General features: G+C 72.4%; 10 protein-coding genes and 1 pseudogene. 5 read left to right on the forward strand and 6 right to left on the reverse strand.

Annotated features, from left to right (window positions below):
• Window positions 1-95 precede the first annotated feature (95 nt).
• The 6 genes from C6N31_RS29430 to C6N31_RS29455 form a co-directional block, all read right to left on the reverse strand.
• On the reverse strand, window positions 96-1019 hold the full coding sequence (locus C6N31_RS29430; RefSeq protein WP_138357595.1) for a class I SAM-dependent methyltransferase: 924 nt from the start codon (window positions 1017-1019) through the stop codon (window positions 96-98).
• 11 nt (window positions 1020-1030) lie between these two features.
• Window positions 1031-3304 carry a bifunctional glycosyltransferase/CDP-glycerol:glycerophosphate glycerophosphotransferase gene (locus C6N31_RS29435; protein WP_198358575.1) on the reverse strand — a complete coding sequence of 758 codons (2274 nt, stop codon included), beginning with the start codon at window positions 3302-3304 and terminating at the stop codon, window positions 1031-1033.
• Between the two features lie 178 nt (window positions 3305-3482).
• Window positions 3483-4334: a carbohydrate ABC transporter permease gene (locus tag C6N31_RS29440; RefSeq protein WP_138357593.1), complete on the reverse strand. Its 852-nt coding sequence runs from the start codon at window positions 4332-4334 to the stop codon at window positions 3483-3485.
• Window positions 4331-5614, reverse strand: coding sequence for a carbohydrate ABC transporter permease (locus tag C6N31_RS29445; protein WP_198358591.1), 1284 nt, complete (start codon window positions 5612-5614; stop codon window positions 4331-4333). The genes C6N31_RS29440 and C6N31_RS29445 overlap by 4 nt, the downstream gene beginning before the upstream one ends.
• 76 nt (window positions 5615-5690) lie before the next feature.
• The gene (locus tag C6N31_RS29450) at window positions 5691-7073 is read right to left on the reverse strand and encodes an ABC transporter substrate-binding protein (RefSeq protein WP_138357592.1); all 1383 of its coding nucleotides are present in this window, start codon (window positions 7071-7073) and stop codon (window positions 5691-5693) included.
• A 177-nt stretch (window positions 7074-7250) separates the two neighbouring features.
• Window positions 7251-10403 (reverse strand): FtsK/SpoIIIE domain-containing protein, encoded by a 3153-nt coding sequence (locus tag C6N31_RS29455; protein WP_138357591.1) that lies wholly within the window; start codon window positions 10401-10403, stop codon window positions 7251-7253.
• A gap of 445 nt (window positions 10404-10848) precedes the next feature.
• Between C6N31_RS29455 and C6N31_RS29460 the strand changes: the two genes are divergently transcribed.
• The 5 genes and pseudogenes from C6N31_RS29460 to C6N31_RS29475 all read left to right on the forward strand — a co-directional run bounded on the left by C6N31_RS29460 (window position 10849) and on the right by C6N31_RS29475 (window position 17404).
• The gene (locus C6N31_RS29460; RefSeq protein ID WP_138357590.1) at window positions 10849-12489 is read left to right on the forward strand and encodes a serine/threonine-protein kinase; all 1641 of its coding nucleotides are present in this window, start codon (window positions 10849-10851) and stop codon (window positions 12487-12489) included.
• 277 nt (window positions 12490-12766) lie between these two features.
• Window positions 12767-14041: pseudogene (locus C6N31_RS45700) on the forward strand (serine/threonine-protein kinase); the annotation flags it as partial.
• A gap of 111 nt (window positions 14042-14152) precedes the next feature.
• Entirely contained in the window at window positions 14153-14965 is an 813-nt protein-coding gene (locus tag C6N31_RS47165; RefSeq protein WP_465269112.1) for a DUF8189 domain-containing protein, read from the forward strand.
• Window positions 14966-15116: 151 nt separating this feature from the next.
• Window positions 15117-16238, forward strand: coding sequence for a peptide chain release factor 2 (prfB, locus tag C6N31_RS29470; RefSeq protein ID WP_138357588.1), 1122 nt, complete (start codon window positions 15117-15119; stop codon window positions 16236-16238).
• Between the two features lie 248 nt (window positions 16239-16486).
• A complete protein-coding gene (locus tag C6N31_RS29475; RefSeq protein ID WP_138357587.1) occupies window positions 16487-17404 on the forward strand; it encodes a hypothetical protein in 918 nt (305 codons plus the stop codon).
• Window positions 17405-17439 lie beyond the last annotated feature (35 nt).

The following is a 17439-nucleotide window of genomic DNA, read 5'->3' on the forward strand; positions in this document are numbered from 1 at the left end:
CCTGCTCGACCCGGCGTGGCGATCTGGTCGACACAGCGTAGCTGTTCCATCGCCCAACGTAGTCGCCCGGAAAGTGGTGTTGCCCTCCCCGCTCGTCAGCCGCGGCGGCTCACCACTGCCTTCGTGATGAACGGCGGCAGCACGTTCACCGCGAAGCGCCGCAGCGGGGAGCGGCGGCGCTTCGCGGGTGCGGGCGCCACGGTTGCCGGTGCCGGGCTGACCGCGGGGGCCGCCGGGGTCTTGGTGGTGGCCTGGTGGCGGGAGGCGGGCTGGGCCGGCAGGGCCGCCTTCCGTCCGTTGATGCGGATGAGCTGTTCGCCGGCGACGCTCTGCACCTCGTGCCAGAGGTCCTCACGGGTCTCCAGCCAGGTCAGCAGCTCGGCGCGCACGGCCGCCGGGTCGCCCCAGGTGCCGTAGAGCTTCCGCTCGGTGATGCAGATGACGTGCAGTCCGCCGGTGGTCACGGCCTGCCAGGCCGCGGCGGCGACGCCGGGGCAGTGCTCGGCGCGGAAGTCGTCGAGGACGACCACGCCGTGCGCCTTCAGCAGGTCCCGGGCATCGGTGATGTCCGCGTGGACGTGCTCGTAGAGGTGCGAGGCGTCGATGTGGACGAACCGGCAGCTGTCGGCGGTGACATGGTCGGGCACCACCGAGGACAGGCCCTGCACGACCGTCGGCAGCTCCTCGTGGAAGGAGAGGTAGTTCGCCTCGAACGCCCGCCGGGTGAGCGTGGAGTACGACCTGGCCATCTCCGCGCTGTTGTCGGTGTCCTCGGCGGGCGCGTCGAACAGGTCGCAGACGGTGAAGCGCTCTCCCTCACGTCGGTAGGAGCCCGTGAAGATGGCGCTCTTGCCCATGTACACGCCCACTTCGAGCAGATCGCCCGGTTCGGTGCGCTCCTGCTGACGGCTGAGCAGCCAGTCGAAGAGCAGCTGGTCGGCCGGGAAGAACCAGCCCTTCACCTCGGCCAGTTCGGTGGGGGTGGGGAGCTGCTCGGTGGGCTTGGTGGGGGCTTCCATGGGTGTTCCGTTCAGCTGGGCGCGAGTGAGGCGGAGAGGGTTCCGGTGTGCGGGCGGCTGGACAGCGCGCGCACATGGCCGGGGGCGGGCGCCGGGCGGCGGTCCTGGAGCGGGATCACCGACGGGAGGGTGTCCCCGCGGTTCTCCAGGAACAGCCGGCGGACGACGCGCTCCGCGGCGTATCCGTCGTCGTACGGGCAGAAGCGTTCGCGGAAGGCGGCGCGCAGCTGGGCCGAGCGGGGCCCGCGCCAGGCGTCGGTCGCGAGGATGTCGATCAACTCGTCCTCGCTGCGCGCGAGGAGGCCGGGCGGGTGCGCGGTGATGTCGAAGTAGGCTCCGCGCGAGGCACGGTAGACCTCCCAGTCCTCGGCATGGATGACGATCGGCCGGTCGAGATTGGCGTAGTCGAACATCAGCGACGAGTAGTCGGTCAGCAGCACGTCCGAGGCCAGGCACAGCTGTTCGACGGACGGGTGCCGGGACACATCGAGGAAGGCCGGCTGTCCGGCAGCGTGCTGGGCGCCGGTGTCGTAGAGGTGATGTGTGCGCATCAGGACCGTGAATCCGGGGCCAAGTTCGCGGGCGATCCTTTCCACGTCGAGATCGGCGTGGAATCCGGCGCGGTAGTCGCGGTGGGTGGGTGCGTACAGCACGGCCGTGGAGTCGCGCGGAATGCCCAGTTCGGCGCGGATGCGCAGCACGTCGTCGGTGGTGGCGCGCTGGTAGACGTCGTTGCGGGGCTGGCCGTACTCCAGGGTGGTGAAGCCGGACGGGTAGGCGCGTTCCCAGGTGAGGCTCGAGTGCCGGCTGGACGACAGGTTGTAGTCCCAGAGGTCCGCCTGGGCGAGGACCTGTGCGAAGTCCGTCGACCTCGCGGCGGCCGGGAAGTCCCGCAGGTCCAGGCCCATGTGCTTGAGCGGGGTGCCGTGGTGCGTCTGGAGGGTGAGCTGGCCGGCGCGCTTGGCGTAGCGGGGGTGCAGGTCGTCGTTGGTGACCAGGTACTTGGCCCGGGCCATTGCCGTCCAGAACGCGGCCGAGCCCGGCTGCAGGCGGCGTACGCCGGGCGGCAGGGTGTGGGCGTGCTCGGGGGTGGTGACCCAGGCGGTGCGGATGTGCGGCGCCAGCTCGCGCAGCCGGGTCTCGATCGCGGCCGGGTTGCAGACGTAGCCCCGGTCCCCGTACGCGGAGAAGACCGCCAGTTCCTGGTCGAGGGCGCGGCGCCGCTGCAGGCGGTAGTGCAGCCGCAGCGCCGCCTCGCGGATCCGGCCGTACCGGGCGGCGACCCGGGCCTGCGCCCGCAGCCGTGTCCGGTGGACGCCGCCGAGCGCCTGGAAGGCGCGGCGGGCCCCGAGGCGCACCAGGAGGTAGCGCAGCCCCGCCTGGCCGAACGGGGTGGGGGCGCGGAAGGCCCGCGGGCGGTGCCGGCGGTAGTAGGCGCGGCACCGCTTGAAGTAGTCGGCGCGCGATGAACGCGGCAGCCGGTCGGGGGAGTTGTAGACGGTGGTGAGGTGGTCGAGCATCCGGCGGAAGAGGGCCGGCCGCCAGTGCTCCAGCCGGGGATGGCTGTCGAGGAAGGCGAAGACCCGGTCGTACTGCTTGAAGATGTCGAAGTGCCGGCGGCTGGTGGTGCCGAGGACGGTGCCGCGGCGGCGCTGCCGGTAGCGGACGCACACCTGGTCCAGGACGGCGATGGTGCCGGCGGCCAGCAGCGCCGGGTACGTCCACGCGGTGGCCTCGTAGTAGCCGGGCGGGAAGGTGAGGTCCACCCGCTCGGCGAACTCCCGGCGGTAGGCCTTGTTCCAGACGACGGTGAGGAGCTGGAGCAGTTCCGGGCGGTCACCGAGGGTGAACGTCTCCGGCCCGGTCTGGCTCAGGTGTCCGGCCAGGCCGTTGCGCCGCGCCTCGCCGTTCCAGTAGGTGCGCTCGTAGTCGAAGACGAGGATGTCGGGGCCGCCGGTCTCCTTGAGGCGGTCCGTGATCGCCAGCAGGGAGCCGGGGGCGAGGCTGTCGTCGGCGTCGAGGAAGAGCAGGTAGTCGCCGGTGGCGCGGATCAGCCCGGCGTTGCGGGCGTGGCCGGGGCCGACGTTCTCGGGGAGGTGGATGGCGGTGATCCGGCGGTCGCGGCCGGCGAACTCGTCGATGATCTCGCCGCTGCCGTCCGGGGAGCCGTCGTTCACCACGATCAGCTCGAAGTCGGTGAAGGACTGGGTCGTTACGGATTCCAGGCAGGCGTGCAGATAGGCCTGAACCTTGTAGGCGGGAACGATGACGCTGAACCGGGGCAAGGGACATCCAGGTGTTGACGCGGGCGCTGTGGACGGGCGCCCGCGTACACACGAGGATTGCTCGGTTATCGGATGAACAATGACGTACGCGGCCTGTGCCCGTTATATGGGGCGCAACGTCGCGGAGAGTGATCTGGTTACGGCGTCCAGGGGTGAGCTTCCCGCGGGTGGGCGCGGGCTACTTCACGGCGCCGGCCATCACCCCCGAGACGAACTGCCGCTGGAAGGCGAAGAACACCACGAGCGGGATGACCATGGACACGAACGCGCCCGGCGCGAGGATGTCGATGTTGCTGCCGAACTGCCTGACCTGCTGCTGCAGCGCGACGGTGATCGGCTGCGAGTCGCTGTCGGCGAAGATCAGCGCCACCAGCATGTCGTTCCACACCCACAGGAACTGGAAGATGCCCAATGAGGCGATGGCGGGGCCGCCCAGCGGCATGATCACGGTGGTGAAGAGCCGCAGCTCGCCGGCTCCGTCCAGCCGCGCAGCCTCCAGCAGTTCGCGCGGGATCTCGGCGAAGAAGTTCCGCAGTAGGAAGATCGCGAACGGCAGGCCGAAGGCGGTGTGGAAGAGCACGACGCCGGTGATGTCGCCGAAGATGCCGATCTTCCCGAAGAGCTGGGCGACCGGGATCAGCGCCACCTGGATGGGGACCACCAGCAGGCCCACCACGGCCAGGAACCACCAGTCGCGGCCCCGGAAGTCCATCCACGCGAACGCGTAGCCGGCCAGCGAGCCGATGACGACGACGAGCAGCGTGGTGGGGACGGTGATCAGGATGGTGTTGACCAGCGAGTTGACGACGGTGTCGTTGCTGAGCAGCGACTTGTAGTTGGAGACGGTGAGCTGGGAGGGGGCGCTGAGGACCTTCCACCAGCCGGACGCCGCGATGTCCGTGGGGTCGCGCAAGGAGGACAGCAGCAGACCGATGGTCGGCAGCAGCCAGAAGAGCGCGACCACGATGAGGAAGACGCGTACCGCGCCTCCGCTGACCCAGGAGGCGAGTTTCGCCGCGATCGCGCTCATCGTCGTGCCTCTCTGCGCAGCCGCCGGATATTGAAGATCATCACGGGCAGGACGAGCAGCAGCAGAAGGACGCCGATCGCACTGCCGACGCCCTGGTCGTTGCCGCCGCCGAAGGACTTCAGGTACAGCTGCAGGGCGAGCACGTTGGCGTCGCTCTGGGAGGCACCCGGGGCGATGATGTAGACGAGGTCGAAGATCTTCAGCACGTTGATCATCAGCGTGATGAGGACCACCACCAGCACCGGTGCCAGCAGCGGCACGGTGATCTTCCGGAACACCTGCCACTCGTTCGCGCCGTCCACCCGTGCCTGCTCCAGCAGTTCACGCGGCACGCCCGCCAGGCCGGCCGCGATCAGCACCATCGCGAAGCCCGCCCACATCCAGATGTACGAGACGATGATCGACGGCGTGACCAGGCTCGGACCGAGCCAGTCCACCCCGTTGTACTGGGTGGCGAAGTTGGACGAGGGCAGCCGCAGCCGGGCGCCGGCCGCCGAGGCCGGCAGCGCGAACGTGCCGTCGTCCCCGGACTTCGCCGACGCGACGACCTTCCCGTCCTTCACCGCCTCGACCTTGACGCCGGGCAGCGCCTTCTCGCCCGGGTCGATCGCGCCGGTCGTGCCGCCGCCACCGGGCTTGAAGTCCAGCCACACCGTGCCCGAGACACCGCCGTCCGCCGCCGGCGCGGCGGCCTTGGCGTCCTGCGTGTCACCCGGCAGCTTGTTCTGCGGGACGCCGATCAGCGGCAGCGCCGCCGCCGTGCCCGGCTGCGCCTGCGCCTTGGTGGTGAACGAGCCGCCTGCCGACGGTGCGAGATCGGCGTTCGGACGCGGTCTGGCGCCCGGATAGGCGGACGCCTCGGCGAAGGTGTCATGGATGCCGACCACGACCGCGTTGGCGACGCCGCGGTCCGGGTCGTTCTCGTAGACCAGCCGGAAGATGATGCCGGCCGCCAGCATCGAGATCGCCATCGGCATGAAGACGACGAGCTTGAAGGCCGTGCCCCAGGAGACCCGTTCGGTCAGCACCGCGAAGATCAGGCCCAGCGCGGTGGCCACCACCGGGGCGATGACCACCCAGATCGCGTTGTTCTTGACGGCCGTCAGATTGCTGTGGTCGGTGAAGACCTCGCCGAAGTTCTTCAGGCCGACGAACGCCGAGTTGTCCGCGTCGAAGAGGCTGCGCTGGATCGTGTACCCGATCGGGTACAGCACCAGCGAGCCGAGCAGCACCAGCGCGGGCAGCAGGAAGACCAGTGCCACCCAGGGGCGGGTGCCCATCAGGGACTTGCGCTTCACGGGAGGCGGGCCGGCCGCGGCCGCGCCCCCCGTGGTCACCGTCGAGGCCACCGGTGCCTCAGTTCTTGTACGCCTTGGCGGCGTCCGCTTCGAGTTTCGCCTGGGCGCCCGCCACGTCGGTCGGCTTCACCAGGAAGTCCTGCAGGTCCTTCCATTCGCCCTCGCCCTTGGTACCGCCGAAGGCGGCGGGAGCCTGGTCGGACATGTCGAAGCGGAAGTCGTCGCCCGCCGAGATCAGCGCCTTGGCGATCGCGCGCGAGACCTCGTCGGGATAGGCCGCCAGGTCCAGCGACTTGTTCGGCGACACGTAGCCGCCGGGCTTCGCCCACACCTGCGCCGCGTCCGTCGAGGCGAGGAAGGTCAGCAGCGCCTGCGCGCCCTTGCCGTCCTTCAGCACCACGGCGACGTCACCGCCACTGACCACGGGCGGCTTGCCGCTGCCGACGGCCGGGAAGGGGAACACCTTGGCGTCGGTGCCGACCTTCGCCTTGGTGCTGGAGGAGATGACCGCGGCGGAGAAGTCGCCCTCGTAGACCATCGCGGCACCGGGCGGGGTGCCGGTGAACGTCTGGCTGATCGACTTCGGGAAGTCGGTCTGCAGCGCGCCGCTCTGGCCGCCCGCGATCAGGTCCTTCTTGCCGAAGAGCCCGGCCAGCGTGGTCAGCGCGTCCTTCACGGACGGATCGGTCCACTTGATCTTGTGCTGCGCGAGCTGGTCGTACTTCTCGGGGCCGGCCTGGCTCAGATAGACGTTCTCGAACCAGTCGGTGAGGGTCCAGCCGTCCGCGCCGCCGACCGATACCGGGGGCGTGCCCGACTCGAAGACCGTCTCCGCGGCCTTCAGGAAGTCGTCCCACGTCTTCGGCTCGGTGACGCCCGCCTGCTGGAAGGCCGCGGTGTTGTACCAGACCAGCGACTTGTTGGCGGCCTTGGCGTAGACCCCGTACTGCTTGCCCTGGTAGGCGCCGAGATCCTGCCAGCCCTTCGAGAAGTTCTTGGTCAGCTGCGCCTGGGCCTCGGGCCCGATCGGCTTGAGCCAGCCCTTGTCCGCGAACTGGTGCAGCACGCCGACCTGTGGCAGGAACGCCACATCCGGCGGCGCCCCGCCCTGGATCTTCGTCCCGAGGAAGGTGGAGGTGCTGTCGCCCGTCGGGACGAACGTCACCTTCGCACCGGTGCGCTTCTCGAACTCGTCCAGCACACCTCGGAAGTTCTTCTGCTCGGCGCCGGTCCACACGGCGGCCACTTCGAGCTTCTGGCCCTTGAGATCCGGCAACTGGAGCCCCGACGACGAGGCCGACGGAGCGCCCGATGACGGCCCCGCGTCCTTCTTGTCGTCACTGCCGCAGCCGGCCGCGGTGAGCGCCAGTGCGGCGGCCGCCACAACGGCCAGCGCGGTTCGTGCCTGGTGGTTGTGCGCGCGCGTGCTGAATGTACGCATCTGCTCATCCCCTCGGTCCGGTCCGTCTGTCCTACGCCCGGGCCGATCGGCGACGCAAGGGCATGGGCGGGGTATAGGGGTTGATCGTGACCTTGACGTGATGCGGCGTCAGAGGGGTTTAATCACCGGAGAATTGGGCCCCCGCCCGATCCGCCGGAGCCGGCGGTCGCGCCTCGGTCACACCAGCGGCTGGGCCGGGCCCGCCCCCGCGGACTCCGCGGCCCGCTGCAGCGCGCTGGCGAGCAGCGCCAGGTCCGTCGGCCCGTTGCCGAGCTCGCGCAGCGGCCGGCGGGTCGGCGGGTCGCCCATCCGCTCCCACTCCAGCGGTACGACCGTGGGCCGCAGCGTCGCCGTACGGGGGATGCGTCCGCTGACCCGGCCCGCCTGGAACGGCGCCACCGCGCCGCCGGGACGGCGCAGATAGCCGCGGCCGGGCACCTCCTCGTCCAGCCCCGCCGGATCCTCGACATGGACCAGCAGGGCGGCCGACGCGGGATCCTCGGTGCGCAGCGCGATCCGCAGCCGTGACCGTTCGTCCGCCTCGGTCCCCGAGGTGCGCTCCGGGCGCCCCGTCGACGCGATCAGGTGCACGCCGAGCCGCTCGCCCTCGCGGGCCACCGCCTCCAGTGCCCGCACGACGGAACCGGCCGCCGGGCGGCCGGTACTGCCGAGCCCCGGCGCCACCAGTGCGTCGAAGTCGTCGACCACGACCACCAGCCGGGGGAGTGCGGAGTCGCTGCGGGTCTGGACGCGCAGCGCGCCCTGCTCGGACGGTTTGCGGCCGTCGCCCCGCCCGCCGTCGCGCGCCGTCGACTGCCGTGGCACGGTCACCATCCGGTCCGCGTGCCACTCGCCGAAGCCCTGGCCGCCGAGCAGTTCCTCGCGGCGCTTGAGCTCCGCGCCGAGCGCCTGGGCGAACTCCCGCATGCGGGTCGGGTCGGAGGCGGCCAGATACGTCGAGACATGCGGCAGGTCCGTGACCGCGCGCAGTCCTTCGCCGCGCTCGGTGCCCGCGCCGTCGACCAGGACCAGCGCCAGCCGGTCCGGCCGCTCGGCGGCGGCGAGAGCGGACGCGATCGACCGCAGCAGCTCGGTCTTCCCCGAACCGGCGGCGCCGCCCACCATCAGATGCGGCCCCTCGGCCGCCAGGTCCACGACGACCCGGCCGCCGGAGCCCGAGCCCAGCACCGCCAGGGCGCGGCCCCCGGCCCGTGCGTAACCGGTGAGGGCCGGCCGCCCGCCGTCCTGTCCGGCCTCCTGGGCGTCCGCGTCGTCCGGGGTGCCGTCCCAGCGGGCGGTGATCTTCGCGGGGGTGGCCAGCGCCAGATCCAGCGCGTCCAGCAGGCGCACGGTGCGCGGCAGCGCGTTGCGGGCGCGCGGCGCCGCCGTGTCCGTCTCCCGCAGCGGCGCGAGCGCCCGCGCGAAACGCTCCGCCCACGCGGGCGAGACCGCGTCGACGACGACCTGCGCCGGCCCGTACGGATCCATCCGCAGGGTCGTCGCCACATCGCCCGACAACTGGGCGACGGCGCCGCACTCCGTCGCGAGCCGGTCCGGCGACTCGGCCAGGCACAGCACATGCATCCCGACCGAGGGACCGGCGGCCGCTATCCGTTCGAGGGTGTCGCGCAGCGTCGCGGAACCGGGGTCGCCGTCCACGACGACCAGGGTGTACGGGCCCTCGCGGTGGGCCGCGGCCTCGGCGACGGCCTCCGGGGCGGCGGCGGCCCAGCCGGAGCCCAGCGGCCCTTCCTCCAGCCGGCGGGCCAGCTCCGTGACGCGTGCCGCGGCCTGGTCGCGGTCGAAGGCGAGCAGCAGCCGGCAGTCCTGGCCGTGCGCGGGACGCAGCTGCGGCAGCCAGTTGAGCCAGGACCACTCGTCGGCCCGCTGCTCGGCGCCGCGCGAGCGGTCCGCACTGATCAGGACGAGCTCCAGCGTGCTGGGGGAGTGCAGCGCGCAGGCCTGCGCCAGCACCGCGCGGGCCAGCCCGGCCAGCCGCGGCCGGGGCCCGGCGAGGCCGAGCGCGAAGGTGTGCGGATCGCGCAGGTCGACGGTGAAGGGGACGGTGCGCAGGGTGCCCGCGCCGTCCTCCGACGGCAGATCGGCCGTGCCCAGCCGCAGCGTCAGCGCGTCCGGGTGGTCGGGCCCGCGCTCCCACAGCCGGCGGCCGGGGCCCAGCGCGGTCAGCAGCACGGTGGCCGGGTCCGGCCAGCGCTCGCGCAGCGCGGCCGCCTCGGCGGCCAGCCGGGCGCCGTCCGCGCCCTGGCCCGCCCCGCCGGTCCCGGTCCGGCCGGCCGCCAGCCGCCGTGCCCAGGCTCCTATGGTCCCGGCGACCCGCCCTGCGCCGGGCTGCGGCGGCTTCGGCACCCGCACCTGCACGGTGTCGTCCGGCCGGAGCCGTTCGCCGCGGCCGTAGGTGGCCGCCGAGTCGTCCGTCCCCTCGGCGTGGTCGGCGTAGCCGTGCGAACCGCTGCGCGGGGTGTCCAGTCGGCGCGAGGGCCCGGCGGCGGGCGGGACGGGCGGCGCGGACGGCCGCGGCGGCATGGCGGCCGCCTCGGGACTCGTGTGGGCCGCGGGCGCGGACTCCGGACGGGGGCCGGGGTACGTGGCCGAGCCGTGGCCACCGGCTGCCCGTGTCGTCCCGCCGGTCCGTCCGGTCGTGGATGCGTTCCCCGGGGGGAGGGTGACCCGCAGATGGCCCTCGCTGTCGGGCGCCGCCGGAACGGCCGCGTCCCGCGGGCCCGGTTCCAGGTGGAGCGTCGATTCGCCGATCCGCAGCAGCGCGCCGGGCGAGAGCGCGACCGGCCGCTCCCCGACGGGGCGGTCGTCGACGGTGGTGCCGTTGGTCGAGCCGAGGTCGGCGACGGTGACCCGGCCGTCGGCCGCGACCGTGACGGTGCAGTGCAGCCGGGAGACGTCGGGGTCGTCCAGCGGGACATCGGCCTCGGCGGAGCGGCCGATCCTGACCTGGCCGCCCTGCAGCAGATGGACGCCGCCGGAGTCCGGGCCGCCGATGACGCACAGCCGGGCCGGGGCGGACGCGCCCGACGGCGGCTCCGCGTGCTGCTCGGCGGGGGTGTGCAGGGACAGCACGGCGCCGTCCACGAGCGGTGGCATGCCGAGCAGGGCGCCCGGGTCGAGCCGCTCGGCGCCCGAATAGAGCGCGACCGAGGAGCCGGAGGAGCGCGCGGGCTGGCCGGAGCCGGCTCCGGACGCGAGCGCTCCGGAAACCGCGCTCAGCGCGGTCCCCGCGGGCGCGGTGACCAGCACGTCGCAGGTGCGCCCCGCTCGGCCGCTGCGCGGCCCGAGGACGGTCAGCCGGATCTGCATCTCGTCCGCGGTCCCTTCTGCCCGGATGCCTGGCAGGAAGCCTCCCCACCGCGCACGGGCGCGTCGACACGTACAAGCACGAGCGGGCGGGCTCCTGTTGCCCCGTCACACCCGTACGGGATGCATCCTCCCACTTGCCACTGACAACCCGCCCCCGGTCCTGACAGGAGCGATCTTGAATGATCAGTTGTTGACCGGAAAGGTGCTGCTTGTCGCAATGGAAGGCGGTCGCGGAGCAACCAAGCGGTGGCCTGCCGCGTCATACCTCCCAGCTCCGCGGTCCGTCCCCGGGGCCGGATGCGGCCACCTGCGGCCCGGGAATGCGGCTGTCAGCGGGCCGCCGCGGCCGTCCGCACTACAGTTGGCACGGTCGGCCCCACAGGCCGCGCGCAGCAGGGAACCACGAAGTACCACGAAGCACCACCAAGACCAGGGAGCGCATGACGTGCGGCCGGTAGGCAGCAAGTACCTCCTCGAGGAGGTACTCGGACGCGGGGCCACGGGGACCGTCTGGCGCGCCCAGGTGCGCGACGAGGACGGCGTCGTCGCGATCAAGGTGCTCAAGGAAGAGCTCGCGAGCGACCCCGACATCGTGATGCGGTTCCTGCGCGAGCGCGCCGTACTCGTACGGCTGCGCCACCCGCACATCGTGCGGGTCAGGGACCTGGTGGTCGAGGGTGATCTGCTCGCCCTGGTGATGGACCTCGTCGACGGCCCCGACCTGCACCAGTACCTGCGCGACAACGGCCCGTTCTCACCGGTCGGCGCCGCCCTGCTGACCGCCGCCGTCGCCGACGCGCTCGCCGCCAGCCACGCCGACGGGGTGGTGCACCGGGACCTCAAACCAGCGAACGTGCTGCTCGCCACGACCTACGGCGAAGACGGCAGTCCGCGCATGCACCCGATGCTCACCGACTTCGGCATCGCCCGTCTGGCGGATTCGCCCGGCATCACCCGCACCCACGAGTTCGTCGGCACCCCGGCCTACGTCGCGCCGGAGTCCGCGCAGGGCAAGCCGCAGACGTCCGCCGTCGACCTGTACGGCGCGGGCATCCTGCTCTACGAGCTGGTCACCGGCCGTGCGCCGTTCCGCGGCGACAACGCGCTGGAGGTGCTGCACGCGCACCTGAGCCAGGAGCCGGTGCGCCCCGGCAACGTGCCGGAACCGCTGTGGACGGTCATCGAGCGCTGCCTGCGCAAGAACCCGGAGGAGCGGCCCAGCGCCGAGAACCTGGCCCGCGCGCTGCGCGTGGCCGCCGCCGGGATCGGTGTGCACGCGACTCCCGCCGAGGCGGAGGCGGCGCTCGGCGTCGCCGCGCTGCTCGGCCCCGACCTCGCGCCGACCACCGTCCCCGGCAGCGCCGACCCCACCCAGGTGCTGCCCGCGCACCGCTACGACCCGAACGGCGCGACCGGTGTGCTGCCGATCGCCACCGCGGCCGGCGCCGACGGCACCCGCGTCCTGCCGCCGGTGCCCGACGGCCCGCCGCAGGGCAACGCGGATCAGCAGCAGGGCCCGCACCCTTGGCAGTCCCAGCTCAGCGCGGCCCGCCAGCGCGGCGAGCAGACGGAGCTGCAGTACCTCGACCCGGAGCAGGACCCGCTGCGGCGCAGGCCGCGACGGCAGCCCGGCGGCCAGCCGCAGGGCCGGGGCCGGCAGGACCAGTACCAGCAGGATCAGTACCAGCAGGGCCAGGGCCAGTACCAGCAGCAGGGGCAGCAGCCGTACGCCCCGCAGCAGCCGTCCCAGCCCCAGCCGCGCTACCAGCAGCAGCCTCAGCAGCAGGTCCAGCCGCGCTACCAGCAGCCGCAGCCGCAGCGCTACGAGCCGCAGCGGCCGCCGGAGCCCGAGCCCCGGCGCGACCCGCGGCCGCGCGGCGCCAACCCGATGAAGATTCCGGGCCTGGGCTGCCTCAAGGGCTGTCTGACGACGATTCTGGTGCTGATCGTCATCTTCGTGGTGGTCTGGTACACCACGCCGCTCCCGGAGTGGGTCGACAGCGGCCAGAACCTCTGGGACACCACGACGGGCTGGATCAGCACCGCCTGGGACAAGGTCAACGAGGTGACCGGGTCGGGGAACTGACCCCGGCACCGCTCACCGCCGACCCGCATCACGATCACCGCCGACGTTCACGCCGACCTTCGTCACGCGTGCCGCCGGGCTTCGTCATGCCCGCCGCCGACCCCCATCACGCGCGCCATGCTGCCGACTTGTCGACACCTGGCGGGTGATTTCCCCCGCAGAACCACACGTCACCGCACACCGGCCCCCCGAACGGCCGCCGGGCCGCGTAGTTTTGTCGCCAACACGACAGCGCCGCATACGGCGCGACGGACCGTCGGAGGAGTCGGAGCAGGCCTTGGCAAGGAAGATCGGCAGCCGGTACACCGCCCACCAGGTGCTGGGGCGGGGATCCGCCGGCACGGTGTGGCTGGGTGAGGGCCCCGAGGGTCCGGTCGCCATCAAACTGCTGCGCGAGGATCTCGCCGTCGACCAGGACCTCGTGGGCCGCTTCGTGCAGGAGCGCACCGCGCTGCTCTCGCTGGACCACCCGCAGATCGTCGGAATCCGTGATCTCGTCGTGGACGGCACCGACCTCGCGCTGGTCATGGACCTGGTGCGGGGCACCGACCTGCGGTCCCGGCTGGAGCGCGAGCGCCGGCTCGCCCCCGAGGCCGCCGTCGCCATCGCCGCCGATGTCGCGGACGGCCTCGCCGCCGCGCACGCGGCCGGCGTCGTCCACCGTGACGTCAAGCCCGAGAACGTGCTGCTCGACTCCGCCGCCCCGACCGGACCCGGCGGCGCGCCCCCCGCGCTCCTGACCGACTTCGGCATCGCCCGCCTCGTCGACTCCCCGCGCCGTACCCGGGCCACCCGCATCATCGGCACCCCGGACTACCTCGCCCCCGAGATCATCGAAGGCCTCCCGCCCCGGGCAAGTGTCGACATTTACGCCCTGGCGACGGTCCTCTACGAGCTGCTGGCCGGTTTCACGCCGTTCGGCGGCGGCCACCCCGGCGCCGTACTGCGCCGCCATGTGACCGAGGCCGTCGCACCGCTCCCGGACATCCCCGATGAGCTGTGGCAGCTGCTCTCGCAGTGTCTCGCCAAGGCCCCCGCGTCCCGGCTCACCGCCGGTGAGCTGGGCGAACGACTCCGGGACCAGCTGCCGCGGCTGGCCGGGCTGCCGCCGCTCGACGTGGACGCGCCGGACGAGCACCCGGCGGACGCCGACGACGACACCCCGTACGAGCCGGACATCGGGCTGTTCGAGCCGCCGAGCCACCGCGGCGCCGTGCCGCTGGTGCGCGGCGCGGCCCCCGACTCCAGCCGCGACACCCACACGAGCATGAAGCTGCCCTCCGCCGAGGAGCTGGCCGCGTACGGCCGCGGCTCCCGCTCCGGTGGCGGCCAGGGCGGCTCCGGCGGCAGCGGGGCGTCCGCCGGGCGCCCGGCGAGCCCGCGGCACCGCGCCGTCTCCGACGTCGTGCGCCGCCGCCGGGTGCGCGTCGGAGCGGCTGCTGCCGCCGCGCTGGTCGTCGCGGGGCTGGGCGGCTGGGGCATCGCCTCGCTGGGCGGCGACTCCGGGCCGACGGCCCCGGCCGACAACGACCACCCCACCACCGCTCCGCCCACCACGCACCCCACCGCACCCACCGCCGGCGCCGCCTCCCCGCAGGGCTCCATCGGCACCCCGGTCGAGCTGCCGCAATGGTCCGCGTTCAGCGCGGTGCCCGCGCCCCGCGTGAAGCTGGTCGGCGGCCCGCGCGCCATCACCATCGCCGGGACCACGTACGTCTTCGCCCGGGGCGAGGACAACGACGTCTGGTACGTCACCCGGGGCGTCGGCGCCTCGGGCGCCTACAGCGCCTGGCAGCACCTGACGGGAATAGGAGTCGCCGACGACCCGGCGGTCGTCTCGGCCTCGCCGGGCCGCCTCGACCTGTTCGCCCTCGGCACGGACGGCCTGCTCTACCGGCGGACCATGACCAACGGAACCTGGAACCAGTGGTACCAGGTCGACGAGCGCACCCGGTTCGACGCCGCCCCGGCCGCCGCCTCCTCCGAGCCCGGCCGGATCGACCTCGTCGGCCGGTCCGGCGGCGACCTGGTCACCGCCTCCCTCGTCGGCAGCCGCTGGAACGCCTGGTCGGTGGTCCCCACCCCGGGCCGCATCACCGCGGCCCCCGGGCTCGTCTCCCGTTCGAAGGGCACCCTGGACGCGTTCGTCGTCCGCAAGGCCGACGGCGCCGTGCTGCGCCTGCCGTACTCGGCGGGCGCCTGGCGGCCCACGGTCCTCCTGCGGGGCATGGACGCCGCCGGCCGCCCCGAGCCGCTGGCCTCCGGTGACCGGGTCTACGCCTTCGCCCCCGCCGCCTCCGGCGGCCTCTCGCAGGCCGCGGGCCCGGTCGCCGGCGGCGCGGAGTGGTCCGTCGCCGCCCTGCCCGGTGCCACCGAGGCCACCACCCCGGCCGCCGTCACGTCGTCCGGCCGCGTCCTGGAGCTGTACGTCCGCACCCCGGCCGGAGCCCTCACCCGGGCCACCGCGCAGGTCTGACGCGCGGCCTCCGGGCGGGTGCGGGTGCGGCCTCCGGGCCGGTCCGGCCGATGCCTCGGGCCGGGTCGGGTCCGGCGCCCGGAGGTGTCTCCCGTCACAGGACCGCCCCCGGGCGAGAACGTCCCGTTCGACCAGCCGGTAGTCTGGACCCGTGGCAGTCGTCGATGTATCCGAAGAGCTGAAGTCCCTCTCCTCGACCATGGGGTCGATCGAGGCCGTCCTGGACCTCGACGCGATGCGGGCCGATATCGTCGTTCTCGAGGAGCAGGCCGCGGCGCCGTCCCTCTGGGACGACCCGGAGGCGGCGCAGAAGATCACGAGCAAGCTCTCGCACCTCCAGGCCGAGCTGCGCAAGGCCGAGCAGCTCCGGGGCCGCATCGACGACCTGTCGTTGATGTTCGAGCTCGCCGAGGACGAGGCCGACGCCGATGCCCTCGCCGAGGCCGAGGAAGAGCTGGTCTCGGTCCGCAAGGCGCTCGACGAGCTGGAGATCCGCACCCTTCTCTCCGGCGAGTACGACGCCCGCGAGGCCCTGGTCAACATCCGCGCGGAGGCCGGTGGCGTGGACGCCGCCGACTTCGCCGAGCAGCTCCAGCGCATGTACCTGCGCTGGGCCGAGCGGCACGGCTACCAGACGGAGGTCTACGAGACCTCCTACGCGGAAGAGGCCGGCATCAAGTCGACCACCTTCGCGGTGAAGGCCCCGTACGCGTACGGCACCCTCTCCGTCGAACAGGGCACCCACCGCCTGGTGCGCATCTCGCCCTTCGACAACCAGGGCCGCCGCCAGACCTCCTTCGCCGGCGTCGAGGTGCTCCCCGTCGTCGAGAAGACCGACCACCTCGAGATCGACGAGTCCGAGCTGCGCGTCGACGTCTACCGCGCCTCGGGCCCCGGCGGCCAGGGCGTCAACACCACCGACTCCGCGGTGCGGTTGACCCACATCCCCACCGGCATCGTGGTCTCCTGCCAGAACGAGCGCTCCCAGATCCAGAACAAGGCGAGCGCCATGAACGTCCTCCAGGCCAAGCTCCTCGAGCGCCGCCGCCAGGAGGAGCAGGCTCTGATGGACTCCCTCGGCAAGAGCGACGGCGGGAACTCCTGGGGCAGCCAGATGCGTTCGTACGTGCTGCACCCGTACCAGATGGTCAAGGACCTGCGCACCGACTACGAGGTCGGCAACCCGCAGGGCGCCCTCGACGGCGACATCGACGGCTTCATCGAGGCGGGCATCCGCTGGCGCAAGGGCCAGCAGAAGGCCTCCCAGGACTAGGGCCTGACGCGTCGGTTTCTGTCGGCAACTGCCATCCATTGGATGGCAGTTGCCTTTTTTATGTCACAGCCACCTACACAACTGACCGCCATATGACGCTAATTCCGGCATTCCGGTTGGAATGACCTTGACGCTGCCGGGAATTATGGGAAAGGTGTTGCGCGGCATGCGTATGACCGGGACGTGAGTTGCCGTCCTGTCCATAGCTGCTCCACATACGAAGATCCGCTACTGGGGGTAGTTACCAGATGAGCAAGAAGAACACTCGGCTGCGCATGGCTCGTATAGCCGCCGCCGCAGTCATCGCCACGGGCGCGTCCCTGACCGCCGTGGGTGTGGCTCAGGCCGTTACCGTCACGACGAACGCCGCGGGCGGCGACACCGAGGGCACGACCGTCGGCGTCACCCAGGGCACGACCGAGGGCACCACGGTCGGCGTCACCGAGGGTACGACCGAGGGCACGACCGTCGGCGTCACCGAGGGCACGACCGAGGGCACCACCGTCGGCGTCACCCAGGGCACCACCGAAGGCACCGAGGGCACGAGCACGGGCACCAGCACGGGCACCAGCACGGGCACGTCGACCGGTACCTCCACGGGCACCAGCACCGGTACGTCGACCGGTACTTCGACCGGCACCAGCACCGGTACCTCCACGGGTACGAGCACCGGTACGTCGACCGGTACTTCGACCGGCACGAGCACCGGCACCAGCACGGGCACGTCGACCGGTACCTCCACGGGCACCAGCACCGGTACGTCGACCGGCACGAGCACCGGCACCAGCACGGGCACGTCGACCGGTACCTCCACGGGCACCTCGACGGGTACCTCCACGGGCACCAGCACGGGTACCACCGCCGGCACCACCACGGGCAGCACGACCGCCGGCACCACCACGGGCACCACGGGCGGTTCCTCGTCCAGCGGTTCGACCGGTGGCGGCAACACCTGCACCCTGACCGGTGACAGCGTCAACTGCAACAACACCGGCACCGACAACCAGAACACCAAGCCGGTGGCGCAGGGCAACACCAACCAGGAGCTGGCCAAGACCGGTTCCGGTGAGACCACCTTCCTGCTGGTCGGCGCCGCGACGATGATCGCCGGTGGCATCGGCTTCCGCATGATGCCGCGCCTCACCAACCGGCGCACGGCTGCCTGAACAGGCCGCCAGTAGCACATCTTCATGAGAGGGGC

This window comes from Streptomyces fildesensis, from assembly GCF_016107395.1.
Classification (GTDB): domain Bacteria; phylum Actinomycetota; class Actinomycetes; order Streptomycetales; family Streptomycetaceae; genus Actinacidiphila; species Actinacidiphila fildesensis.